The organism is Stenotrophomonas sp. WHRI 8082, from assembly GCF_040223995.2.
Classification (GTDB): domain Bacteria; phylum Pseudomonadota; class Gammaproteobacteria; order Xanthomonadales; family Xanthomonadaceae; genus Stenotrophomonas.
This window is the reverse complement of record NZ_CP167826.1, coordinates 3,218,060-3,239,975: the sequence shown is the minus strand read 5'-3', so window position 1 is coordinate 3,239,975 and position 21,916 is coordinate 3,218,060. Positions and strand designations below refer to the sequence as shown.

The window sequence follows — 21,916 nt, the reverse complement described above, 5'->3', positions numbered from 1 at the left end:
GGAGGACCGACCAATACCAAAGGGCCTACCGACCCCGCTCCACCAACGCATTCGCGCGTCGCATCAATTCTGCGGCGGCGAACGGTTTGGCGAGCACCTCCATCCCGTCTTCCAGGTGCCCCGCCCCCACTGCCGCGGTGGCCACGTAGCCAGTGATGAACAGCACCGGCAGGCCGGGGCGGCACTGCCGTCCGGCATCGGCCACCTGACGCCCGTTCAACGGGCCGGTCAACCCCACATCCGTCACCAGCAGATCAATCGCCTCCACCGAGCGCAGCATGTCCACGGCCGGAGGGCCCTCCGATGCTTCCAGCACCCGGTAGCCCGCCGACACCAGCACCTCGCTGACCAGTACCCGCACTGCGGTCTCATCTTCCACCAGCAACACGGTGCGCAAGGGACGGCCCTGCAGGGCGCGCTCTCCCGTCTCCACCGGTGCGATGCCTGCCGGCTGCACATCACCCACCAACTGCGGCAGGTAGAGATGCATCGTGGTGCCCTCACCCGGCCGGGAATCCACCCGCACCTGACCACCGGACTGGCGGGTGAACCCATAGATCATCGACAACCCCAGGCCCGTGCCCTGCCCGATCGGCTTGGTGGTGAAGAACGGCTCGAATACTTTCTCGACCACCTCCGGCTCCATGCCGGTGCCACTGTCTTCCACCGACAGGCGCACGTACGGGCCGGGCGGCACCTCCAGCGCGGCAGCCTCCACCGCTGCCAGATCCATGGCCTCGCTGGTGATGGCCAGCGTGCCGCCGGCGGGCATGGCATCCCGCGCATTGATGCACAGGTTCAACAGCGCATTCTCCAGCTGCGGTCCGTCCACCTGCACCGCGGCGCCGCCATCGTGGAAACGGGTGCGGATGGCAATGGAAGGGCCCAACGAGCGCGAAATGATCTCCAGCATGCCCTGCACCATCGTCTCCATCACCACCGCCGTCGGGGCCAGGGTCTGCCGACGGGAGAACGCCAGCAGGCGCTGGGTCAGCGCTGCGGCGCGGTCTGCACCGGAGCGCGCCATCTCGACATAACGACCAAGGTCATCGAAGCGGCCCTGGGCGACACGCATCTCCAACAGCTCGAGCCCCATCGAGACCGCAGTGAGCAGGTTGTTGAAGTCATGGGCGATGCCACCGGTAAGCTGGCCCACCGCCTCCATCTTCTGGCTCTGGCGCAGTTTCTCCTCGGTCATCAGCAATTCGGCGCTGCGGTCGCGCACGCGCTCTTCCAAGGTAATGGTCAACTGCTGCAGGCGCTCCTCCGCCTCGCGTTTCTCGGTGACGTCGGTTGCCGTGCCGAACCATTCGCTGACGTTGCCATCGGCATCCAGCATCGGCACCACGCGCATCAGCACCCAGCGATGGCTGCCCTTGTTCAGCGGCGTACGGTGGTGGATCTCCAACGGCTTCTTTTCTGAACTCGCCTTCGCGATCTCGGCGGCCAGCAGCGCATGGTCATCGGGATGGACGAACGCCTCTCGCCAGTTCCAGTCCGGCGGCAGCAGACGCACTGTATCGCCCTGGCGCAGTATCTGCCGACGTTCCGTCCAGTCGGCCGACAGCGCATACAACACCTGGGATGACGCGCCGACCAATGCACCCAGTCGCCGCTCGCTGTCGGCCAACGCATCGATGGCGGCGCGCTCGGCGCTGCGATCACGCAGCACGATGACAAACCCATGCGCCGTACCGTCCTCGTCCCGCAGCACGGTCATCGCGCCCTGCGCCGAGAAGGTCTCGCCCGACCTGCGCACGAACGGCCGCTCGCCGGTCAGTCCTCCCTCGGCCAGCGCGACGCGCATGCCGTGCTGGAAACGCTTGGCGCGGCGATCCACCTCGTTGTACAGCCGCTCCGGGGTCTGCCCCAGCATCTCTTCTTCTGTCCAGCCCAACGTACGTCGCGCCCCCTCGTTCCACAACGTGATGCGCCCCTGCAGATCCGTCGCGAAGATGGCGTAGTCCATCGCGCTGTCCATGATCTGCCGGTGGCGGGATTCGCTGGACTTCAGACTCCGCTGCAGGTCGACCTGCGACGTTACGTCCAGCCCCTGCACGAATATGCCAAGCGGGGCTCCCTGCGCATCCTTGACCGGCTGGAACACGATATCGAGCAGGCGTTTGTCGCCCAGTCTGCCGTCTACCGAGAGGGGCGCGTAAGAGACTTCGGTGCCGATGTAGGTTTCGCCGGTACGGTACACCTCGTCCAGCAACGGCAGGTAGCCTTGGTCGATGGCTTCCGGCACTGCGTCGACCAACCGCTGCCCGATCAGATCGCGATGGCCGACCAGCTCGGTATAGCGCGGGTTGGCCAGTTCGATCCGGTGCTCGGGCCCGTTGAGAAAGACCATGAACATCGGCGACTTCTCGAACAGCGCAATCAGGCGCTCGTTCTCGTGCGCCAGCCGTTGCTGCGCGACCACGATCTGCGTGACCTCGCGCGTCACGCAGAACACGCCCCCTATGCGTCCTTCATCGTCATGGATGGGCGAAAACGAGAAAGTCCACCAGGTATCTTCCGGTTCGCCTTGACGGTTCATCTGCACCGGCACGCTGTCGAAGCGTGAGCCCTCGCCCGCCAACGCCTGTTCGATCGGCACCCGCACCGCGTCCCATGCATCGGCCCACACTGCGCGCAGCGGCTTTCCCATGGCCCCGGCAAGGCGCGGACCCAGGATAGGGGTGTACGCATCATTGAACAGGAACGTCAGATCCTCACCCCATGCGATGTACATGCTTTCCGGCGAAGACAGCATCAAGCTGGTGGCTTGGCGAAGCGCAGCCGGCCACTGCGGCGGCGGCCCGATGGCCGTGTCGGCCCAGTCCCGCGCACGGATCTGCGCCGCCGCCGGGCCATCGTGGAAAGGGAACGTGCGGGGGGTGACGCTGGAGGAAAACGAGATGGACAACCTGCGTACGCCACAGCCTTAATGGTGGCAATTTATTCCAGCCGCGCGAAGAACATGTCAACGTCCACCCCGCCCAGGAGAGCCAGATGACCGACCGCTTCATCATCGAAGGATCCCGCATCACCGACATACCGGCACTGTATGCCGAGCTCAACCGGGTGTTCATGGAGGACGAAGACTGGACGTTGGGCGCCAGCCTCGATGCGCTGGACGACCTGCTGTACGGCGGCTACGGGAAGCTGCTGGGCATGGAGCAAGCCACGGTGGTGTGGCGGGACATGGACATCAGCAGGGCGTCTCTCGGCCTTGAAGCCACCCGCGAATGGCTGCAGCAGAAACTCGCGCAACCCGGTTTTTCGACCACCCGCATAAACCAGCAACTGCAGGCGCTGGAAGACGGTACCGGTCAGACCTATTTCGACATCGTGCTGGACATATTCGCCGCCCACCCGAACATCCACCTGCAACCCAGCAGGTAGAGCCGACTTCAGTCGGCTGCATATCGGCGAAGCCGACTGAAGTCGGCTCTACCCTCCGCCGGTTACACTCGGTCCTGCACCGTCAGAGGAAACAACACACGATGATCTGCTGGTCCTGCAACCACTGTGGCGCCGCCGTTCCGCAGGAATCCGACGTCTGTGGCAACTGCGGATTTGATTCCACCGCACCGCTGGCTGCGCATCCCGGTGCTTACGCGCCCGAGCGCTGCCTGCGCTGCGCATCGCCCATGCAGTTCGCCGGCACCCTGCAACTGCATGAAGGCACGCGCATGTGGCCTCTCCTGCTGGGTAACATCGGTGAGCTGCTGGTCAACCGAAAGCGCTTCGAATCGTTTCTCTGCACGGGCTGCGGCAAAGTGGAGTTCTTCATGCCGCCCGAACCGGACGCGACCCCGTAGCGGGAATGGGACGGGGTGGGAGCAATGGGGCTGGGTGGGGACGATGGGACGGGATCGGGCGATGGGGCGATGTGGGGACGGTGGGACGGGATCGGGCGATGGGACGGTGTGGGGGTGGTAGAGCCGACTTCAGTCGGCTGGTTGAAGATCAGCCGACTGAAGTCGGCTCTACCTCGGCCTTGCTCCAAAGCAGCCGACTGAAGTCGGCTCTACCACGCGGCTCTACCGGCCTGCATGCGTTACGGGTCGGTTTTGCTCGGCCCGGGCAGCAGATACTTCAAGCCCAACGTGAACCCACGCGGGGCGACCGTCAGGTGGTCTTCATCGTTCAACACGTCCAGCCGCAGCTTCAGTGACGGATACTTGCGCGCGCGCAACGTGCGCTCCATCCGGCGGGCATCCTCCACCATGTCATCGTCCTGCAGGTAGCGCGGGTCACCGACCTTCTTGGCCTCGTACTCGCCGATGTAGAAATACACATTGGCCGGCATGTCACGCAGCGTCTGCGTAGACTCCCGCTCCATGCGGTCCATGACGTGGTCGTCGTACCAGTAGGAGGGGCTGCCGAGCACGTAGCCGGAGAAAAGCGCGGGATCGCTGAACAGGATCTGCGTACCCAGCAGTGCCCCGTAGGAGTGCCCCAGGAACAGCCGACGCGTTTCATCCGTTCGGAAACGCTGCGCGACGAAGGGCAGCACCTGGTCCCGCAGATAGGCGGCGTGTGCGGCACCACCGCCATGCACCGCGCCATCCGGCGCATCGGCCGCGCCCAGCGCCGTGGGCGTGTAGTCGCGACGCCGGCTGGTCGTGCCCTCTTCGCCTACCGCGTAGGACACGCCCACCAGAATGAATTCCTGCACCGAACTGCCCAGCCGCCTGCCCACCTGGCGCAGGACCGGGAAAGCATAGTCGGCGTCGGTGACATACAGCACGGGGTAACGGCGTGCAGGGTCCTTCGCATACGACGCCGGCAGGTTGACGAACACCTGGTACCCGCGGCCCGACACCGGATCGGGCACGTCCCACACCTCGCTGCCAACGATCTCATACGGCTGCCCCTGGCCCCGCTGCGCGACCGGCACGGATGCCGATGCCGATCCGCATCCCACAAGAAAAACCGCCAGCACGGCAGTCAACACCATGTTCATCCCGCTATCTCCGATACGTCTGAATCCAAAAGCAGGGACGATTCCCTTTCGGCAGGCGAAAGAGTGCCGACGCCTGCGCGTGCAGCCTTACAGCGCGCTGCCGATGCGTTCCAGCATCGGCGAGGCGGACATGTCATTCGGATTGGTTCCCGGTGCACCCTGTGGAACCTCCATACCCTTGCTCTTGTAGAAATCCACCCAGTACGACGATATCTCGCCCGTCTGCAGATTCTTGAAGTTCATCGGCTGGGTAGCGAACACGTGCTGTGCACGAAACGCGCGCTCGATGAAATCAGAACAGTAGTAACTGCCTTCGTCCTGCACATAGGTGAAGTTGTACGGCTTGCCCAGCAACGTACGCGCACGTGCGATGGCCGCCGGGATCGCCGTGCGCGCTTCGCCTTTCAAACGGTAGACGATGACCTGTCGATGTTTGGCCCGCGCATCGGCGAGGAAGCTGTCCAGGTCCTGCGCGCGGGAACCTTTCTCGTCCGCATGCAGCACCACCTCGCCCTCCTCTTCGTGCGCGACCAGTGCAACGTGGTCGTAACTCGCCGCCCCCTGTTTGCCGGTGGCATCGTGGATGGCCCCGCTGAGCCCGGTACGGGCGGCGGTGACGAACAGCAGATCGCCGTTCTGCGGCTGGACCGGCGCGGCCTGGGCCGACAGCACGGGCGCAACCAGCATGACGAGGAAAAGCAGCAGGCTTGGCATGAACACTCACCGGGGCTGGGGCAAGGCGGTGATGATGCCATGTCGTAAACGGCATGGCGCAGCCGTCGGTGGCGCGGGCCCGTGCCGTCCTGTGTGTCGGATCGGCTGCGCGGCTCTACCCTGCAGGTTACGTCCCGATAGGGGTGGCGGCGCCACATCACAGCTTTTCTCATGGACGAAAGCGCAGTCCGCTGCCCACGATGGCCCTGCTGACGTGGCAACACGTCAGTCGGGATTGGCGTCCCGTGCTTGAAACAAGTCTTGGACTCTGTTCTGCCCCTCGGGGCACGGCGGAGAATGCATCGTCCTGCCGATCCTGCGGCGGGTGATGTGTGGGGATGTCTCTCAATCCGCCGGTTTTTCGACTTGTTTCTCCCGGTACGCCAACCCGCATCGCCCGCCACCCTGCGCCTTGACGCAGGGGGCGTCACCGCCTGCGAGGTCCGCCGATGCCCCCCTATTCCCTCTGCCCCGATCCGCTGTCGGCAGCCGCGCAAAGCCGGCTGCAGGGGTTGGCCGCCCTTCTGGAAATCCTGCATGCCGCACACATCGCCCAGCGCGACGGAGACGTCGATGGCACGCTCAGCGAGCACCTGCAGGAGGGCCTGATCGTAGCGGCCAGGCAGCTCGTGCGCGCGTCATCGGCCACCGACTGGTGCGCGCCCTGATCCCTGCCCCCCGGCTAGTACTTCGGGTACACCGCCAGCACCTCACAGCCCGGCCGCGCGAAACGGGGCGTGCTGGCGCGCAGGTCACCGATGATGCCCGACGGCGTCATCACGATGCGGTCGCCCGGGTTGCCGCAGATCAGACCGTTCTGGAAGCCGGACTGAAAGTCCACCGACTGTGCGCCGGCAAGAATGCTGCAGGACCCGCCCAGCTCCACACGGTAGTAACGCACGCCGCCGTTGCGGCGTGGATTGGTTTCAACCACCACACCCTGCGGATCTTCATTCCAGCTGCGTACATGGCGGGTGGCAAAGCAGAAATCGGGCGTGCCTTGGAACGTATGCCGCGCACTGCGGCGTGCGCTCTGGGCGTCAACGTCGCCGGTCACCGTGATGCCCGGCAGCGTAGCGGCGAACTGACGGCTGCTTTCACGGGCAGCCTCAGCGAAATCCCGGTTGTCGATCACCGTCACCGCACTGATGCCGCAGTTCCGCCCATCCACGACAACCTGCTCGCTGGGGCGGCCGCAGGCCCAGCCCGCCGGTGCGTCCAGCCGCACTTGACTGGCTTCGTTGATGCCCGGGCATCCCTCCCCGCTGAAATCAATCCGATACGCCTGCCCATTGCCGCCGCGCACCGCGATGGACTCCGCGCTGGCCTGTTCTACCTGACGGATATCGCGCGCATCCAGGCAGTGGGAGGCCGGCGGCACCCGGTCGGCGGGGCCCTGCTGGGCAAGAACCACGCCCGGGACCAGCCCGGCCATGGCAAGGGAAACAAGGCGTAGGGTCTTGATCACGATGCTGTCCTTGCACGGGGATGGGTCGAACCTAGCATGCACCCTGTAGACGGAACATTGCCGCCAGATTACCGCCGCCCCGCCGTGCACGCAGTCGGCACAGCCCGTTGTCGATGATGGGCCTCCCCACCGGTTCCCCCACCATGGCCAAGCCCTCCGGCTCCCGTCTCGTCATCTATGCCGCCCTCGCCGGCAACCTCGCCATCGCCATCGCCAAGTTCGTCGCCGCCGGTATATCGGGCAGCTCGGCCATGGTCAGCGAGGGTGTGCACTCGCTGGTCGACACCATCAACGAGGTGCTCCTGCTGTACGGACTGCGCCGCGCAGAGCGCAAGCCGGATGCGGCCCACCCCTTCGGCCACGGTCGCGAGCTGTATTTCTGGAGTTTCATCGTGGCCCTGCTGGTGTTCGCGGCCGGTGCAGGCGTATCAGCCTACGAAGGCATCCAGCACATCCGCCATCCGGAGCCGGCCACGAACCACACCGTGAGCTATGTGGTGCTGGGCGTCTCCATGGTGTTCGAAGGCGCTTCGTGGTGGATCGCGCTGCGCGAGTTCCGCGCTACGAAGGGCAGCATGGGCTACTTCGAAGCGTTCCGCCGCAGCAAGGACCCCACCACGTTCACCGTCCTGCTGGAAGACAGCGCCGCCCTGCTCGGGCTCTTCTTTGCGATGGCCGGCCTGCTGGCCGCGCAGGTGCTGGACATGCCCGTCCTGGATGGCGTGGCGTCGCTGTGCATCGCCGGCGTGCTGGCGCTCACGGCCTTCCTGCTCGCCCGTGAAACCAAGGGTCTGCTCGTCGGCGAACCGGCGCACCCGCACGTGGCCGAACGCATCATGGCCGTAGCCAACGCCGATCCTGACCTGCGCCACGCCAACGGCCTGAGCACCATGCAGATGGGGCCCAATCAAGTCGTGGCGATGCTGAGCGCGGAGTTCGAAGATGATTGCACCACGCCGGAAATCGAGGCCTGCATCGCGCGCATCGAGACCACGGTGAGAAGCGAGTATCCGGAGCTGACGGCCCTGTTCATCAAGCCGCAGACGCCGGAAACCTATCGCGCACGACGTGCCGCGATGCTGGCCGGTCCCGCACCGACGGAATGACGGACGCCTGCTTGGCATGCCCCGCCGTTCGCGGCACCATGATGCTATCCACTCGAGAGACTGCTGATGTACCTGGAACGTTTCTTCGGCACGGGCGGCAGCCCGCATCCCTGCGCGGGCTGCCAGGGTGACAACCGACTGGATTTCGACGTCCGCATGGCCTTCCAGCCCATCGTGGACGCCCGCGACGAATCCATCTTCGGCTACGAGGCGCTGGTGCGCTCGATGGACGGCGGCAGTGCGGGCGATGTCATCGCCCAGGTGCGCCCGGAGCAGCTGTACCGTTTCGACCAGACCTGCCGGGTCAAGGCCATCGAAACCGCCTCGCGCCTCGGGCTGCGTGAACGGCTGTCGATCAACTTTTTTCCCAACGCCGTGTATGAGCCGGCCACCTGCATCCGCCTGACCTTGAGCGCTGCGCAGGCCTGCGGATTCCCCACCGAAAAACTGATCTTCGAGACAACCGAAGCCGAGCAGATGCGCGACCGCCTGCACATCACCCGCATCTTCCGCGACTACCGCGCCCGCGGGTTCCTGACCGCGATCGATGACTTCGGCGCCGGTTATGCCGGGCTGACCCTGCTCGCCGATTTCCAGCCGGACCTGTTGAAACTGGACATGGCACTGATCCGTGGCATCGACACCGACCCGGTGCGCCAAGCCATTGTCAGGGGGGTCGTGGACATCGGCACGTCGGTCGGCTCGACGGTGCTGGCCGAGGGGGTGGAGACCGTGGCGGAGTACCAGTTCCTGCACTCGCTGGGCATTGCGTTGTACCAGGGCTACCTGTTCGGGAAGCCGCAACTGGAGGCACTGGGCACCGTCGATGGGTCGCTCTGGGAACAGCTGCGCCTGCCTGCCACGGCATCGGAGTGATGGCGCCCGTGTGCGCGAAGCAGCGCGCGCATCCCGCATCGTGGTCAATATCCTCACAGCGACGCGTTAAGGTGTCGGGCCTTCTTCCGCTTCCTGGAGCCCGACGGCGCTATGAAGAGAGCACTCCCGTTGTTGCTGGCCACCGCGTGGTCCAGCACTGAACTACGCGCAGAGGATGCGCCGTCATCCACTACCGCGCCCTACGCGGACATCGGCGGCGCGGTACGCTTCAACTACGGGTGGCTGGACTATGGCCCCACCAGCAGGCTGCAATTGGAGCTGCTGCGCGCGGACATCAAAGCAGGCAGCGGGCCGCTTACGTTCTCGGCACAGTATCGCTGGTACGACGGCTTCGACGCGGTGCATCACGCGCAGGTCGGATGGCAGGCCACGGAATCCACGCTCGTTACCGCCGGCATCCAGCAGGTGCCCTTCGGCCTGCTGCCCACGGTGTCGCAGAGTTTCTGGTTCGGTGCGGGCTATTACCTCGGTATCGAAGACGACTACGATCCCGGCGTGGTGGTGAGTCACCAGCGGGGTGCGCACGCGTGGCACATCGGCTGGTTTGCCGGCGACGAATACGGCACCGGCTCCCGCACGGATCGGTATTCCTTCGACGTGGCGCAGGTGCCGGGGCTGCCCTACCGAGAACGCGACCGTGTGCACCTGCGCTACGAGCGGAACACCGACTGGGCGGGCGGTGAGGTGTTGGTGGGCGCGTCGGGCTTCAGTGGCACCGTGCAGAACACACAGACGCGCCGCCATCAAGGTCACCACGGTGCTGCCGTGCATGCGCAGTGGCAGCGCGAAGGCTGGACGGCGCAGGTGCAATGGGCGCGCTACCGCTACGACGTCCCCGGTGAGCGCATCGCGCTGTCCGCCTTCCAGGCGCCGTTCGAGATCGCCGCGCACGCGGATGTGCCGTCGGTGAACCTGGCTTATTCGTTCGGCGAGCAGCGCTGGCTGGATGACATCACCTGCTACAACAACCTGAGTGCGGCGCGCCCGGTGCAGCGCACGGCGGGCACGCGCACCTCCGTGCAGAACGTCAGCGGCTGCAGCCTGCAGAAGGGCATCATGCTGACCTACGTGGACTGGATAGCCGGCAAGGACATGTGGTTCGCTGGGGGTGAAGGCATCGGCATCAATGACGGGGGACCGTCGCGCTGGCGCTCGCGGTTCAATCTCAATGTGGGGTTCTATTTCTGAATCGGTCGCGTCGGCACCATTCTGGTGCTTTCGTCCGCATGGACGCATAAAACCGCTCGCGATGGCGCCCTGAAGAGCCCGGTTTTGCACAAGGGTTGCCCAGCGCAGCCGTAGCCATCGCCCCCATCGCCCCCCTCCCCTACAATGGTCCACCCGCGGCCACCCCGTGCCCGCACCCGTATCCCGATGGCCCCCGCGTGACCCAGAAGCAGCCCGAACACACCCCGCTCATGAAGCAGTTCTTCGCCGCAAAGTCCGAGTTCCCGGACCTGCTGCTGTTCTTCCGCATGGGCGACTTCTATGAGCTCTTCTACGACGACGCCCGCAAAGCCGCCCGCCTGCTGGACATCACCCTGACCCAGCGCGGCAGTTCAGGCGGCGCGCCGATTCCGATGGCCGGCGTCCCCGTCCACGCCTACGAGGGCTACCTGGCCCGGCTGGTCGCGCTGGGCGAGTCGGTCGCCATCTGCGAACAGATCGGCGATCCGGCCCTGGCCAAGGGGCTGGTTGAACGCAAGGTCGTGCGCATCGTCACTCCCGGCACGGTCACCGACGAAGCGCTGCTAGATGAGCGTCGTGACACCCTGCTGATGGCGTTGTCGCGCAGCAAGTCCGGTTACGGGCTGGCATGGGCCGATCTGGCCGGTGGCCGCTTCCTGGTCAACGAAGTGGACACCGACGACGCGCTGGAGGCAGAGCTTGCCCGTCTGGAACCGGCCGAACTGCTGGTGCCCGACGAAGACAACTGGCCCGAGTTCCTGCGCCAGCGCAAGGGCGTGCGCCTGCGTGCGCCGTGGCTGTTCGACGCCGATAGCGGCCGCCGCCAGTTGCTGACTTTCTTCAAGCTGCATGACCTCAGCGGCTTCGGTATCGATGACAAACCGCGTGCCACCGGCGCGGCCGGTGCGCTGCTGGGCTATGTGGAAGAAACGCAGAAACAGCGCCTGCCCCACCTGACGTCCATCGCGATGGAAGACGCGGGCGAAGCGATCGCCATGAACGCTGCCACGCGCCGTCACCTGGAGCTGGATACGCGCGTGGACGGTGATACGCGCAACACCCTGCTCGGCGTCCTGGACAGCACCGTCACCCCGATGGGCGGCCGTCTGCTGCGCCGTTGGCTGCATCGCCCGCTGCGCCTGCGCGATGTGCTGGTGCAGCGCCACCACGCGGTGGAAACGCTGATCGACCGCGGCGCGGAGGCGGACATCCGCGAGCAGTTCCGTCGCCTGGGCGACCTGGAACGCATCCTCACCCGCGTGGCCCTGCGCTCGGCGCGACCGCGCGATTTCTCCACGTTGCGCGATGGACTTGGCCTGCTGCCGGCAGTGCGCGAGGTGCTGGCGCCGCTCGATTCGCCGCGCCTGCAGGCGCTGCATCAGCTGCTGGGCGAGCATGACGACTGCGCGCGCCTGCTGGCCAGTGCGATCGCCGAAATGCCACCGCTCAAGCTCAGCGATGGCGGCGTGCTGGCCGATGGCTTCGATGACGAGCTGGACGAACTGCGCCGGCTGTCCACTCATGCGGACCAGTTCCTGGTGGACCTGGAGCAGCGCGAGCGCGAGAGCAGCGGCATCGCCACGCTGAAAGTCGGCTACAACCGCGTGCACGGTTACTACATCGAAATCAGCAAGGGACAGTCCGATCGCGCGCCGGTGCATTACACCCGCCGCCAGACACTGACCAATGCCGAGCGCTACATCACCGAAGAACTGAAGACCTTCGAAGACAAGGTGCTGTCTGCGCGTGACCGCTCGCTGTCGCGTGAGAAACAGTTGTACGAGCAACTGCTCGACACGGTGGGCGAGTGCCTGGAACCACTGAAGCAGTGCGCCGGCGCCCTGAGCGAACTGGACGTACTGGCCGGCTTCGCCGAACGCGCGCAGGCGCTGGACTGGTCGCGCCCGGAGCTGGAAACGGCGCCATGCCTGAAGATCGAGCGCGGTCGCCATCCTGTGGTGGAAGCGGTGCGTGACCAGCCCTTCGAACCCAATGACCTGGATCTGCATCCGGACCGCCGCATGCTGGTCATCACCGGCCCGAACATGGGCGGTAAATCCACCTATATGCGGCAGAACGCGTTGATCGTGCTGCTGGCCCATATCGGCAGTTTCGTGCCGGCCAGCCGCGCGGTGATCGGTCCGATCGACCGCATCCTGACGCGCATCGGTGCAGGCGACGACCTCGCGCGCGGGCAGTCCACCTTCATGGTGGAGATGGCCGAAACCAGTTACATCCTGCACCACGCCACGGCGCATTCGTTGGTGTTGATGGACGAGATCGGCCGTGGCACATCGACGTACGACGGACTGGCGCTGGCCGATGCGGTGGCCCGTCATCTGGCGTGGCACAACCGCTGCTACACGCTGTTTGCCACGCACTATTTCGAGCTGACCGCCTTGGCCGACGAACAGCACGAAGGTGGCCGCAGCGGCATCGCGAATGTGCATCTGGATGCGGTGGAGCACACCGACCAGGGCGGCAACGAGCGACTGGTGTTCATGCATGCCGTAAAGGACGGGCCGGCCAACCGCAGCTTCGGCCTGCAGGTCGCGGCGCTGGCCGGCCTGCCGCGGGCAACGGTGGCGCAGGCGCGTCGCCGTCTGGCCGAGCTGGAGCAGCGTGGGGGCGAGACCCAGTCGGCTGCGGTTGCACCGCAGGCGCTGGATGCACCGCAGCAGTTCGGCTTGTTTGCCGCGCACAATACGGCCGCGCTGGACGCCCTGGCGGCGGTCGATCCGGACGAGCTGACACCGCGCCAGGCGCTGGAAGCGCTGTACCGGCTGAAAGCGCTGATCTGAGTCCTGCCGGAGCGGTAGTGACGCGCCGGAATCAGCCAGGCAGGCGGCAGCGGTAACGTTGCCGCCGTCGCACCCAGGTAGAGCCGACTTCAGTCGGCTGTCGCGACGCAACGCCAGCCCAACCGTTTTCAGCACTGTCGTGCCTGCCCCTTGTCCGGGCAGACCATCGTTCTGATCCTGTGGCCTCGCCTGCCACGGATTCATCCATGTCCTACACGACACCACGCCGTGACAATGCTATCGACGGCCTACGCGCGCTCGCCGTCATCGCGGTGATTTTATTCCATGTCGACGCCACGCTGCTGCCCGGCGGCTTCACCGGCGTCGACCTGTTCTTCGTCGTCTCCGGCTTCGTCATCAGCCAATCATTGGCCTCACGGCCGAACGACCACGCGGGCCGCTTCCTGCTGGATTTCTATCGGCGGCGGGTACTGCGCCTGCTACCAGCGCTGCTGCTGGTGCTGTTGGTCACCTTCCTGTTGTCCGCACTGCTCATTCCGCGTGCATGGCGGAACGAGCAGTTCGACCAGACCGGCCTGGGCGCACTGCTGGGCGTCAGCAACTTCGTTCTGGCTTGGCAGGGGGGCGATTACTTCTCACCCGGTGCCGATCTCAACCCCTTCCTGCACACCTGGACGCTGGGTGTGGAAGAGCAGTTCTACCTGCTGTTCCCGCTGCTGTTCCTGGTCTGGCTGCGCGGCAGACACACACAGGCGTGGTCGCAGTGGCTGCTGCCGGTGCTCGCACTGGCATCGCTGTGCTTCGGCGCCTGGCAGACGCGTTCTGCGCCGGTGTCGGCGTTCTACCTGCTGCCCGCACGATTCTGGGAACTGGCCTCGGGCGCGCTGCTGTATCAGTTCGTCGCCACGCGTCGGCTGCCCCCCCACTGGCAGGGCTGGGCGCTGCCGGGGATGCTGCTGCTGGTGGTCGGTTTCCTGTTCGTACCAGAGTTGCTGTCCCCTGTCCCAGGGGTGATAGGCACCGTCGTCGGCACGCTGATGTTGCTTGCAGCGGCGACGGCGGCCGCCAGTGCCCAGCGGGCCCAGCCACTGCTGCGCGCGCTGCAGTGGCGTCCGCTGGCCTACCTTGGCCGCCTTTCCTACGGACTGTATCTGTGGCACTGGCCGCTGCTGGTGCTGCTGCGCTGGACCTACGGCATGCAGGGCATCGCATTGTGGGCCTATCCGGTGCTGTTGCTGATGCTGGCCAGCGCGTCCTACCACTGGGTGGAATGCCCGGTGCGCGCGGCAGGCTGGGGCAAACGCTGGCATCCCGGCAAGATCCTGCTCGTCGCAATGGCCGGGCTGGGTGTGTCCACGGCAGCCGCCTGGACCACCGTCCAGTACACAGACAGTCTGTCACTGAGCACCACCGGCGACGGTTACACCTGGCGGGCGCAGCGGCAACCGAAGTGGATGCCGGTTGAAACGATCGATGCACCTGCACTGGCGGGACGCAATCTGTTCGTGGCGGGCGACTCGCACGCGGCGGCGTATCGCAACATGGTGAGCATCGCGGCGCGGCAGTTCGACCTCAACCTGCACATGGATGAGCGAGGCGGTTGTAGCATCGTCAATCTGTTGCGAGCCAGCAGCGACCAGTGTGCGCCATACCTGGAACGCGTGCTGTCCGGGATCGAACGCGATGCGCGGCCCGGCGACATCGTACTGCTCGCGTCCCTGCGCATGCCGGAACTGCGCGATGTGGACTTCAGCGGTGGAGAGGAGGCAGCCTTTGCCACGCTGCGTAATAAGCGCAGTGCGACTGATGAAGCTGCTGCCGAGCGTGAGGCGGATGACGTGCTGGCGCGACTGGAACCGCTGAAGGTGCAGGTCATCATTGATGCCCCCCTGCCAGTGTTTCGTTCGGCCGCTTACCGGTGCTCTGACGCTTTCAACCGGATGAATCCGGCCTGCGCCGGTGGGCTGAGCGTGCCCCGCGCACAGATGGAAGCACTGCGGGCCCCACAGATGGCACTGCTGCAACGCTTGGCCGCGCGGTACCCCGCCGTGCACATATGGGACCCCATGCCACTGCTATGCACAGCAGAGCGCTGCACGGCGATGGATGGCGAGCAGCCGTTGTTCTTCGATCAGGATCACCTCAGCGGGCACGGCAACCGGGTACTCCTGCCTGATTTCGACCGACTGCTGCTGCGGATTGGCCAAGGCACCGAGGAGTGACAGGGGCCAGGCTTGTGGTTGGCGTGTTCGAGCGCGGCGTGAGGCCTTCGCACCGGGCTAGTGCACGCAGCGCTATGCTCGGGCGGTTTCCCATCCACCGCCCAGGAGCTCCGCCATGAATGCTTCCTCGCTCACTTCCACGCTCCTCCAGCAACTGCAGCAGGGCCCTGCCCTGCAGCAGGTATCCAAGACGCTGGGCGTGGACAGCAACCAGGCAAGCCAGGCCATCCAGTCCGCCCTGCCGCTGCTGATGGGGGCTCTGGGCAACAACGCCAGCAACCCCCAAGGCGCGCAGTCGCTGCTGAATGCCTTGCAGCGAGACCATTCGACCGTCAGCGCGGCCGCTCCAGCGGCTGCGTCCGGCGGCCTCGATCTGGGGGGCCTGCTCGGTGCGGTGCTGGGCGGCGGCGGTGGCCAGGCCACCAACGGTGCAGGCATCCTCGGCCATGTGTTCGGTGGCCAAACGCCGCAGGCTGCCCAGTTGCTGGGTCAGAAAACCGGCCTGGACAGCGGCAAGTCCAGCCAGTTGCTCGCCCTGCTCGCGCCCCTTGTCATGTCGTACCTGGCACAGCGTTTTGCACAGCAGGGCAATGCCGGGCAGCTCAGCCAGGAATTGGGTCAGGAGGCGCAGGCCTCGGGCATGGCCGGCGGTGGCCTCGCTGGCCTGCTGGATCAGGATGGCGACGGCAAGTTCGGCATCGGTGACGTCATGAAGATCGGCAGCGGCTTGTTCGGCAAGCGCCCCTGAGTCGATTGCGAACACGCATGACGTATAGGCCATGTCCTATAGCCCACACCTATCAGTATGTTTGAATAAATCGACTGTACCGATTGTGCGTGCGTGTTTAGGTTGGTTCGGTCGATCCTCCTCGCCAGTACACAGGTAGCTACCGATGAAAAGCGAAGCAAAATGTCCCTTCAACCATGCCGTCACCGGTGAAGGCACCACCAATCAGGACTGGTGGCCCAAGCAGCTGCGCGTTGACCTGCTCAACCAGCATTCCGCGCGCTCCAATCCGCTCGATCCCCAGTTCGATTACGCCAAAGCGTTCACGCAGCTCGATTACGCTGCACTGAAGTTCGACCTCAAGCGGCTGATGACCGATTCGCAGGACTGGTGGCCGGCCGACTTCGGCCATTACGGCGGCCTGTTCGTGCGCATGGCGTGGCACAGCGCGGGCACGTATCGCGTCGGCGATGGCCGCGGTGGTGGTGGCCGGGGTCAGCAACGCTTCGCTCCGCTGAACAGCTGGCCGGATAACGTCAGCCTGGACAAGGCTCGTCGCCTGCTGTGGCCGATCAAGCAGAAGTATGGCCAGGCCATCTCCTGGGCCGACCTGATCATCCTCACCGGCAACGTCGCACTGGAGTCCATGGGCTTCAAGGTGATCGGCTTTGCCGGCGGTCGTGCGGACAGCTGGGAGCCGGACCAGGACGTCTACTGGGGTCGCGAAACCACGTGGCTGGGCGGTGACGAGCGTTACAAGCACGGGTCGGAAGGCGTGGAGAAAGCCGGCGGCGTACTGGTGTCCGATGACGATGCCGATGGCGATGTGCATTCGCGCAAGCTGGAAAACCCGCTGGCCGCGGTGCAGATGGGTCTGATCTACGTCAATCCGGAAGGTCCGGACGGCAACCCGGATCCGGTGCTCGCCGCGCATGACATCCGCGATACGTTCGGCCGCATGGCGATGGACGACGAAGAAACCGTGGCCTTGATCGCCGGTGGCCATACGGTTGGCAAGACGCACGGCGCCGGCCCGGCCGACAATGTCGGCGTTGAACCGGAAGCGGATGACCTGGAACACCAGGGCCTGGGCTGGCGCAACCGCTACGGCAGTGGCAAGGCCGGCGACACCATCACCAGCGGCCTCGAAGTGACGTGGACGCGCACGCCGGCGCAGTGGAGCAACGACTTCTTCGAGCACCTGTTCAAGTACGAGTGGGAGCTGACCAAGAGCCCGGCCGGCGCACACCAGTGGGTGGCCAAGGACGCCGAGGCGGTCATTCCCGATGCCTTCGATCCATCGAAGAAGCACCGCCCGAGCATGCTCACCACCGACCTGGCGCTGCGCTTCGACCCCGCGTACGAGAAGATTTCGCGGAAGTTCCTCGCCGATCCGCAGGCCTTCGCCGATGCCTTCGCACGTGCGTGGTTCAAGCTGACCCACCGTGACATGGGGCCGCGTGCGCGCTACCTGGGGCCGGAGATCCCGGCCGAAGAATTCGTCTGGCAGGATCCGGTGCCCGCCGCAACGCAGCCGCATATCGATGCCAAGGACATCGCCACGCTGAAGCAGAAGATCAGCGCAACCGGCCTGAGCATCGCCGAGCTGGTGTCCACGGCGTGGGCCTCGGCATCGACCTTCCGCGGCGGCGACAAGCGCGGTGGCGCGAACGGTGCGCGTGTTCGCCTCGCCCCGCAGAAAGACTGGGCGGTCAACCAGCCGCAGCAGCTCGCCAAGGTGCTGGCCGCACTGGAAACGGTGCAGTCCGAGTTCAATGGCCAAGGTGGCCATCAGGTTTCATTGGCCGATCTGATCGTGCTCGCTGGCGGTGTCGGCATCGAGCAGGCCGCCAAGGCGGGGGGCCATGACGTCAGCGTACCGTTCACCCCGGGCCGTACCGATGCCCGCCAGGAACAGACCGATGTCGACTCGTTCGCGGTGATGGAGCCGGCGGCCGATGGCTTCCGTAACTACCTGAAGGGCCGTTACAGCGTCCCAGCCGAATCACTGCTGATCGACAAGGCGCAGCAGCTGACCCTGACCGCGCCCGAACTGACCGCTTTGGTCGGTGGCCTGCGCGTGCTGGGCACGACGGTGGACGGCAGCAAGGACGGCGTACTGACCGACCGGCCGGGCACGTTGAGCAACGACTTCTTCGTCAACCTGCTGGACCTGGGCACGCAATGGAAGGCTGCAGGCGATGGCTATGAAGGCATCAGCCGCAGCGGCGGCACCACGCGCTGGACCGCAAGCCGTGCGGATCTGGTGTTCGGCTCTCACTCGGTGCTGCGTGCGCTTGCCGAGGTATATGCCAGCAACGACGGGCAGAAGAAGTTCGTGCAGGATTTCATCGCCGCCTGGACGCGGGTGATGGAACTGGACCGCTACGACCTGCACGCGTAAGCCTGCGCAGTGCGGACGACAGGTACTGGTGTGATGCCGGTACCTGTCGGCAAGGCCGGGCGAGCGTGTTCGCTGAAGCGGCGCGCGTCCGTGATGCAGTTCCATTACGGTCACGTCATAGGTAGACGCGTCGGTTCCTGACCTATGCGATTGACGCCATGACTGCTAGATAGCGTCCAGATCACCCAGTGCACGGATCAACTTGCGCGCCCGCTTGTCCGGCTTGTGTTCCGGCGCCTGGTAGCCATCACGCGCGGCGATGCGCAGTGCACGTGTCTCGGCACGCCGCGCCTTGGACGCTTCGGTTTCCACATACAGCTGCTGCGCCATGGTCGCCGGCCCGCGTTGATCACTGAGCGCGGCCACCGCGATCTCGAAGTGCTCTTCGCCCCGCTCGATCGTCAGCTGCTCACCCACGCGCACCGCACGGGATGACTTCGGTCGCTGTCCGGCCACGGCCACCTTGCCGGTGTCCACCGCCTGCTTGGCCAGGCTGCGGGTCTTGAAGAATCGTGCCGCCCACAACCAGATGTCCAGACGGACGCTGGGCTGCGGCAGGGAAAGCTCGGTCATCGACAGGGGTTGCTCCGTTCGCGGATTCAAGGTGATTGTGCTCAGGACATGCGGGCTTCCCACCAGCAATCAAGGTTCCCCCCGTCTACCTGCGGTGCCCATCGGTGAATGATTCACCGCCACATCCTGCAGACCCGCCAAGTGCTAGTGTTCGCGTACGTCCGTTCGATCTCCAGCCCATGGCAAAAGCGCCCCTTGACCTGACCTCCGGCCCGATCGGCCGCAACCTGCTGCTGTTCTCGCTGCCGATTCTGGCGGGCAACATCGCCCAGTCGTTGAATGGCTCGGTGAATGCGGTCTGGGTCGGGCGCTTCCTCGGCGAAGCCGCGTTGACGGCGACAGCCAACGCCAACAACATCATGTTCTTCCTGATCGGTTCGGTCTTCGGCATCGGCATGGCGTCGACGATCCTGATCGGGCAGGCCATGGGCGCCAAGGACATCGGCCAGGCGCGTCGGGTGATGGGCACCAGCGCCACCTTCTTCATCGGCCTGTCGGTGGTGATCGCGGTGGCCGGTTGGTTCCTTGCGCATCCGCTGCTTTCCGCGATGGGCACGCCGGCCGAGTCGCTGCCCCTGGCCGAGGCCTACCTGAAAGTCATCTTTCTCGCGATGCCCACGCTGTACGCGTTCGCCTTCCTCAGCGCCGCCATGCGCGGTGCGGGCGATTCGCGCACGCCGTTCCGCTTCCTGCTGGTTTCGGTCGCGTTGGATATCGTGTTCAACCCGTTGCTGATCTTCGGCCTGGGCCCGTTGCCCGAGCTCGGCATCGCGGGCGCCGCGTGGGCGACCCTGATCGCGCAGACCCTGTCGCTGATTGCGTTGCTGCTGTACATGCGCCACAAGCGCCACGTGCTGTGGCTGGGTCGCAAGGATATGGCGCTGTTCAAAGTGGACCTGCCGATCCTGAAAGCGCTGGTGGTCAAGGGCGTGCCGATGGGCCTGCAGATGGTGCTGATCTCGTTGTCGATGATCATGTTGATGACCATGGTCAACCAGTACGGCACCGATACCGCAGCGGCCTACGGCGCTTCACTGCAGCTGTGGACGTATGTGCAGATGCCGGCGATGGCGATCGGCGCGGCGTGTTCGTCGATGGCCGCGCAGAACGTGGGCGCGCTGCAGTGGGGACGGGTGCGCGCCACCGCGCGGCAGGGCGTGCTGTTCAATTTCCTGATGACCGGCGTGCTGATCGCCCCGCTGATCCTGCTCGATCGCTACACGCTGGCGTTGTTCCTGCCGGACGGCAGCCAGGCGCTGGAGGCCGCGCGCCACCTCAACCACATCGCGGTGTGGTCTTTCCTGTTCTTCGGTGTCAGCTTCGTGATCTCCGGCGTGGTGCGTTCCACCGGCGCGGTGCTGGCGCCGTTGCTGATCCTGGCCGGGTCGTTGTGGGGCGTACGCGTGCCCTTCGCCGAACTGCTGCAGCCCTATCTGGGCGTGGATGCGATCTGGTGGAGTTTCCCGGCCAGTTCGCTGGTGTCGATGCTGCTGTCGCTGGCGTATTACCGCTGGGGTGGCTGGCGCAAGGCGCGGATGATGGGTGCCCCGGCACAGGGCACGCCCGCCGAGGTTCCGGCCAGCCCGCCGTCGCCGGTCGCCGACCCGGATGCCGCGCTGGAGATGGCGGCACCGACGGCGGTGTCCCCGGCCGCCCCACCGCGCTGAGCCGCCGGTGGCACGCCACCACCGCCCGCGCCCACCGGATCCGGATCAGGGTAGAGCCGACTTCAGTCGGCTGCTCCATGCCCAGCTCCGGTAGAGCCGACTTCAGTCGGCTGCTCCATCGAAAAGCAGCCGACTGAAGTCGGCTCTACCGAGGCACGAGTCATCCCGCCGTGCCGATTTGCCCCGTCGCGTCGATTTGCCCCGCCGCATCACAGGCGCGGCGCAATCTCAGTGGTTGATTTCGCTCCACAACGGGAGCCCAAGGCGCTGGCGCTGGTAGCGCAGCAGCAAGGCCATGCAGACGCCGAACAACAGCCCCGCCAGCAATCCCGCGGCCACCATCGTCGCGCCGGTCATGCCAGTCGTGCGCCAGAACAGCAGCCACATCGCCAGTCCCCAGCCGGCACCGAACCACAGGCCGGTGGTGAGCACGTTGGTGGCGAAGCTGGCCAGTACCGGCGGTGCCACGTCCCAGCCCAGTCGCCAGAACAGGCGGTATAAGGGCGGTGCGGACATCGCGCGTTTAGCACCGGCGGCATCCAGTTTCTGCAGGGCGCGCCGCACCTGCGGTGGGTAATGTTCGGGAATCAGGGGAGGTTGTGCATTCATCCCCCGAACATAGCGGCTCCTGCCACCCAAACGCAAACGGCCGCCCGAAGGCGGCCGTTGCGGCGACAACCGAAGTTGTCGACGGGTATTACTGGGCCTTGGCAGCCAGGCGCGCGGCCTTGGCCTGCGCAGCAGCAGCCAGATCTTCCTTGATGCGGGCAGCCTTGCCTTCCAGGCCACGCAGGTAGTACAGCTTACCGGCGCGGACCTTACCACGACGCTTCACTTCGACCGAGTCGATGATGGCGCTGTGGGTCTGGAAAACGCGCTCGACGCCGTAGCCGTGCGAGATCTTGCGGACGGTGAATGCGGAGTTCAGGCCGCCGTTCTTGGTCGCGATGACAACGCCTTCATAGGCCTGCACGCGCTCGCGGTTGCCTTCCTTCACCTTCACGTTGACGACAACGGTGTCGCCCTGGCTGAACTTCGGCAGTTCGCGGGTGATCTGGGCAGATTCGAAATCTGCGAGGATGGACTTGTTCAGCTTGCTCATTGGGTTACACCGATTCGTATGTTCGGGTGGGCGTGTCGATTGACAACGTAGGGCTCATGCAGTCACTGGACTGTGCTGCACGTTTGTTATGTGTAATGCACGTCGGCGGTGAACGGCCGAGGTAATCCG

The 21,916-nt window shown here is 65.5% G+C and carries 18 protein-coding genes; 11 read left to right on the top strand and 7 right to left on the bottom strand.

The annotated features are described in order from the left end of the window. Positions 1-25: 25 nt before the first annotated feature. The gene (locus ABRP17_RS14085) at positions 26-2,737 is read right to left on the bottom strand and encodes a PAS domain-containing protein (protein WP_349985675.1); all 2,712 of its coding nucleotides are present in this window, start codon (positions 2,735-2,737) and stop codon (positions 26-28) included. Between the two features lie 260 nt (positions 2,738-2,997). Here ABRP17_RS14085 and ABRP17_RS14080 point away from each other — a divergent pair, with 260 nt between their 5' ends. Together ABRP17_RS14080 and ABRP17_RS14075 are read left to right on the top strand one after the other, a co-directional pair. Continuing rightward, the gene (locus tag ABRP17_RS14080; protein WP_349985655.1) at positions 2,998-3,390 is read left to right on the top strand and encodes a ribonuclease inhibitor; all 393 of its coding nucleotides are present in this window, start codon (positions 2,998-3,000) and stop codon (positions 3,388-3,390) included. A gap of 101 nt (positions 3,391-3,491) precedes the next feature. Next, the gene (locus tag ABRP17_RS14075; RefSeq protein WP_349985654.1) at positions 3,492-3,809 is read left to right on the top strand and encodes a hypothetical protein; all 318 of its coding nucleotides are present in this window, start codon (positions 3,492-3,494) and stop codon (positions 3,807-3,809) included. A gap of 239 nt (positions 3,810-4,048) precedes the next feature. Here ABRP17_RS14075 and ABRP17_RS14070 read toward each other — a convergent pair whose 3' ends face one another. Both ABRP17_RS14070 and ABRP17_RS14065 read right to left on the bottom strand, forming a co-directional pair. Then, complete coding sequence (locus ABRP17_RS14070; protein WP_349985653.1) at positions 4,049-4,957, bottom strand: alpha/beta hydrolase-fold protein; 909 nt, start codon at positions 4,955-4,957, stop codon at positions 4,049-4,051. Between the two features lie 87 nt (positions 4,958-5,044). Next, the gene (locus tag ABRP17_RS14065) at positions 5,045-5,671 is read right to left on the bottom strand and encodes a YiiX/YebB-like N1pC/P60 family cysteine hydrolase (RefSeq protein WP_349985652.1); all 627 of its coding nucleotides are present in this window, start codon (positions 5,669-5,671) and stop codon (positions 5,045-5,047) included. Positions 5,672-6,120: 449 nt separating this feature from the next. Between ABRP17_RS14065 and ABRP17_RS14060 the strand changes: the two genes are divergently transcribed. Continuing rightward, positions 6,121-6,339 (top strand): hypothetical protein, encoded by a 219-nt coding sequence (locus tag ABRP17_RS14060; protein WP_192081734.1) that lies wholly within the window; start codon positions 6,121-6,123, stop codon positions 6,337-6,339. A gap of 14 nt (positions 6,340-6,353) precedes the next feature. Here the strand turns inward: ABRP17_RS14060 and ABRP17_RS14055 are convergent, their stop codons facing one another. Next, positions 6,354-7,139 carry a DUF6491 family protein gene (locus tag ABRP17_RS14055; protein ID WP_349985651.1) on the bottom strand — a complete coding sequence of 262 codons (786 nt, stop codon included), beginning with the start codon at positions 7,137-7,139 and terminating at the stop codon, positions 6,354-6,356. A gap of 143 nt (positions 7,140-7,282) precedes the next feature. On the opposite strand from ABRP17_RS14055, the gene ABRP17_RS14050 reads away from it, so the two are divergent. From ABRP17_RS14050 to katG, 7 genes are all read left to right on the top strand, one after another. Continuing rightward, positions 7,283-8,245: a cation diffusion facilitator family transporter gene (locus ABRP17_RS14050; RefSeq protein WP_349985650.1), complete on the top strand. Its 963-nt coding sequence runs from the start codon at positions 7,283-7,285 to the stop codon at positions 8,243-8,245. Positions 8,246-8,311: 66 nt separating this feature from the next. Further along, positions 8,312-9,121, top strand: a complete 810-nt coding sequence (locus ABRP17_RS14045; RefSeq protein ID WP_372486797.1) for an EAL domain-containing protein — start codon at positions 8,312-8,314, stop codon at positions 9,119-9,121. 111 nt (positions 9,122-9,232) lie between these two features. Further along, positions 9,233-10,330: a hypothetical protein gene (locus ABRP17_RS14040; protein ID WP_349985649.1), complete on the top strand. Its 1,098-nt coding sequence runs from the start codon at positions 9,233-9,235 to the stop codon at positions 10,328-10,330. Between the two features lie 230 nt (positions 10,331-10,560). After that, complete coding sequence (gene mutS, locus ABRP17_RS14035) at positions 10,561-13,131, top strand: DNA mismatch repair protein MutS (protein ID WP_349985673.1); 2,571 nt, start codon at positions 10,561-10,563, stop codon at positions 13,129-13,131. Positions 13,132-13,337: 206 nt separating this feature from the next. After that, entirely contained in the window at positions 13,338-15,314 is a 1,977-nt protein-coding gene (locus tag ABRP17_RS14030; RefSeq protein WP_349985648.1) for an acyltransferase family protein, read from the top strand. Positions 15,315-15,429: 115 nt separating this feature from the next. Further along, positions 15,430-16,062, top strand: a complete 633-nt coding sequence (locus tag ABRP17_RS14025) for a DUF937 domain-containing protein (protein WP_349985647.1) — start codon at positions 15,430-15,432, stop codon at positions 16,060-16,062. Between the two features lie 145 nt (positions 16,063-16,207). Next, positions 16,208-18,445 carry a catalase/peroxidase HPI gene (gene katG, locus ABRP17_RS14020; protein ID WP_349985646.1) on the top strand — a complete coding sequence of 746 codons (2,238 nt, stop codon included), beginning with the start codon at positions 16,208-16,210 and terminating at the stop codon, positions 18,443-18,445. Between the two features lie 165 nt (positions 18,446-18,610). On the opposite strand, the gene ABRP17_RS14015 is transcribed toward katG, so the two are convergent. Beyond that, positions 18,611-19,018, bottom strand: a complete 408-nt coding sequence (locus tag ABRP17_RS14015; RefSeq protein ID WP_349985645.1) for a S4 domain-containing protein — start codon at positions 19,016-19,018, stop codon at positions 18,611-18,613. A 179-nt stretch (positions 19,019-19,197) separates the two neighbouring features. Here ABRP17_RS14015 and ABRP17_RS14010 point away from each other — a divergent pair, with 179 nt between their 5' ends. Continuing rightward, the gene (locus tag ABRP17_RS14010; protein ID WP_349985644.1) at positions 19,198-20,685 is read left to right on the top strand and encodes an MATE family efflux transporter; all 1,488 of its coding nucleotides are present in this window, start codon (positions 19,198-19,200) and stop codon (positions 20,683-20,685) included. Positions 20,686-20,913: 228 nt separating this feature from the next. Here the strand turns inward: ABRP17_RS14010 and ABRP17_RS14005 are convergent, their stop codons facing one another. Beyond that, positions 20,914-21,294 (bottom strand): DUF6404 family protein, encoded by a 381-nt coding sequence (locus ABRP17_RS14005; RefSeq protein WP_349985643.1) that lies wholly within the window; start codon positions 21,292-21,294, stop codon positions 20,914-20,916. A gap of 88 nt (positions 21,295-21,382) precedes the next feature. Beyond that, positions 21,383-21,787 carry a 50S ribosomal protein L19 gene (gene rplS, locus ABRP17_RS14000; protein ID WP_188326554.1) on the bottom strand — a complete coding sequence of 135 codons (405 nt, stop codon included), beginning with the start codon at positions 21,785-21,787 and terminating at the stop codon, positions 21,383-21,385. Between the last annotated feature and the right edge of the window lie 129 nt (positions 21,788-21,916).

Coding starts and splice junctions, on each gene's coding strand:
- ABRP17_RS14085 (WP_349985675.1), bottom strand. CDS start 2,737: ATGTACATCGCATGGGGTGAGGATCTGACGTTCCTGTTCAATGATGCG.
- ABRP17_RS14080 (WP_349985655.1), top strand. CDS start 2,998: ATGACCGACCGCTTCATCATCGAAGGATCCCGCATCACCGACATACCG.
- ABRP17_RS14075 (WP_349985654.1), top strand. CDS start 3,492: ATGATCTGCTGGTCCTGCAACCACTGTGGCGCCGCCGTTCCGCAGGAA.
- ABRP17_RS14070 (WP_349985653.1), bottom strand. CDS start 4,957: ATGAACATGGTGTTGACTGCCGTGCTGGCGGTTTTTCTTGTGGGATGC.
- ABRP17_RS14065 (WP_349985652.1), bottom strand. CDS start 5,671: ATGCCAAGCCTGCTGCTTTTCCTCGTCATGCTGGTTGCGCCCGTGCTG.
- ABRP17_RS14060 (WP_192081734.1), top strand. CDS start 6,121: ATGCCCCCCTATTCCCTCTGCCCCGATCCGCTGTCGGCAGCCGCGCAA.
- ABRP17_RS14050 (WP_349985650.1), top strand. CDS start 7,283: ATGGCCAAGCCCTCCGGCTCCCGTCTCGTCATCTATGCCGCCCTCGCC.
- ABRP17_RS14045 (WP_372486797.1), top strand. CDS start 8,312: ATGTACCTGGAACGTTTCTTCGGCACGGGCGGCAGCCCGCATCCCTGC.
- ABRP17_RS14040 (WP_349985649.1), top strand. CDS start 9,233: ATGAAGAGAGCACTCCCGTTGTTGCTGGCCACCGCGTGGTCCAGCACT.
- mutS (WP_349985673.1), top strand. CDS start 10,561: ATGAAGCAGTTCTTCGCCGCAAAGTCCGAGTTCCCGGACCTGCTGCTG.
- ABRP17_RS14030 (WP_349985648.1), top strand. CDS start 13,338: ATGTCCTACACGACACCACGCCGTGACAATGCTATCGACGGCCTACGC.
- ABRP17_RS14025 (WP_349985647.1), top strand. CDS start 15,430: ATGAATGCTTCCTCGCTCACTTCCACGCTCCTCCAGCAACTGCAGCAG.
- katG (WP_349985646.1), top strand. CDS start 16,208: ATGAAAAGCGAAGCAAAATGTCCCTTCAACCATGCCGTCACCGGTGAA.
- ABRP17_RS14015 (WP_349985645.1), bottom strand. CDS start 19,018: ATGACCGAGCTTTCCCTGCCGCAGCCCAGCGTCCGTCTGGACATCTGG.
- ABRP17_RS14010 (WP_349985644.1), top strand. CDS start 19,198: ATGGCAAAAGCGCCCCTTGACCTGACCTCCGGCCCGATCGGCCGCAAC.
- ABRP17_RS14005 (WP_349985643.1), bottom strand. CDS start 21,294: ATGAATGCACAACCTCCCCTGATTCCCGAACATTACCCACCGCAGGTG.
- rplS (WP_188326554.1), bottom strand. CDS start 21,787: ATGAGCAAGCTGAACAAGTCCATCCTCGCAGATTTCGAATCTGCCCAG.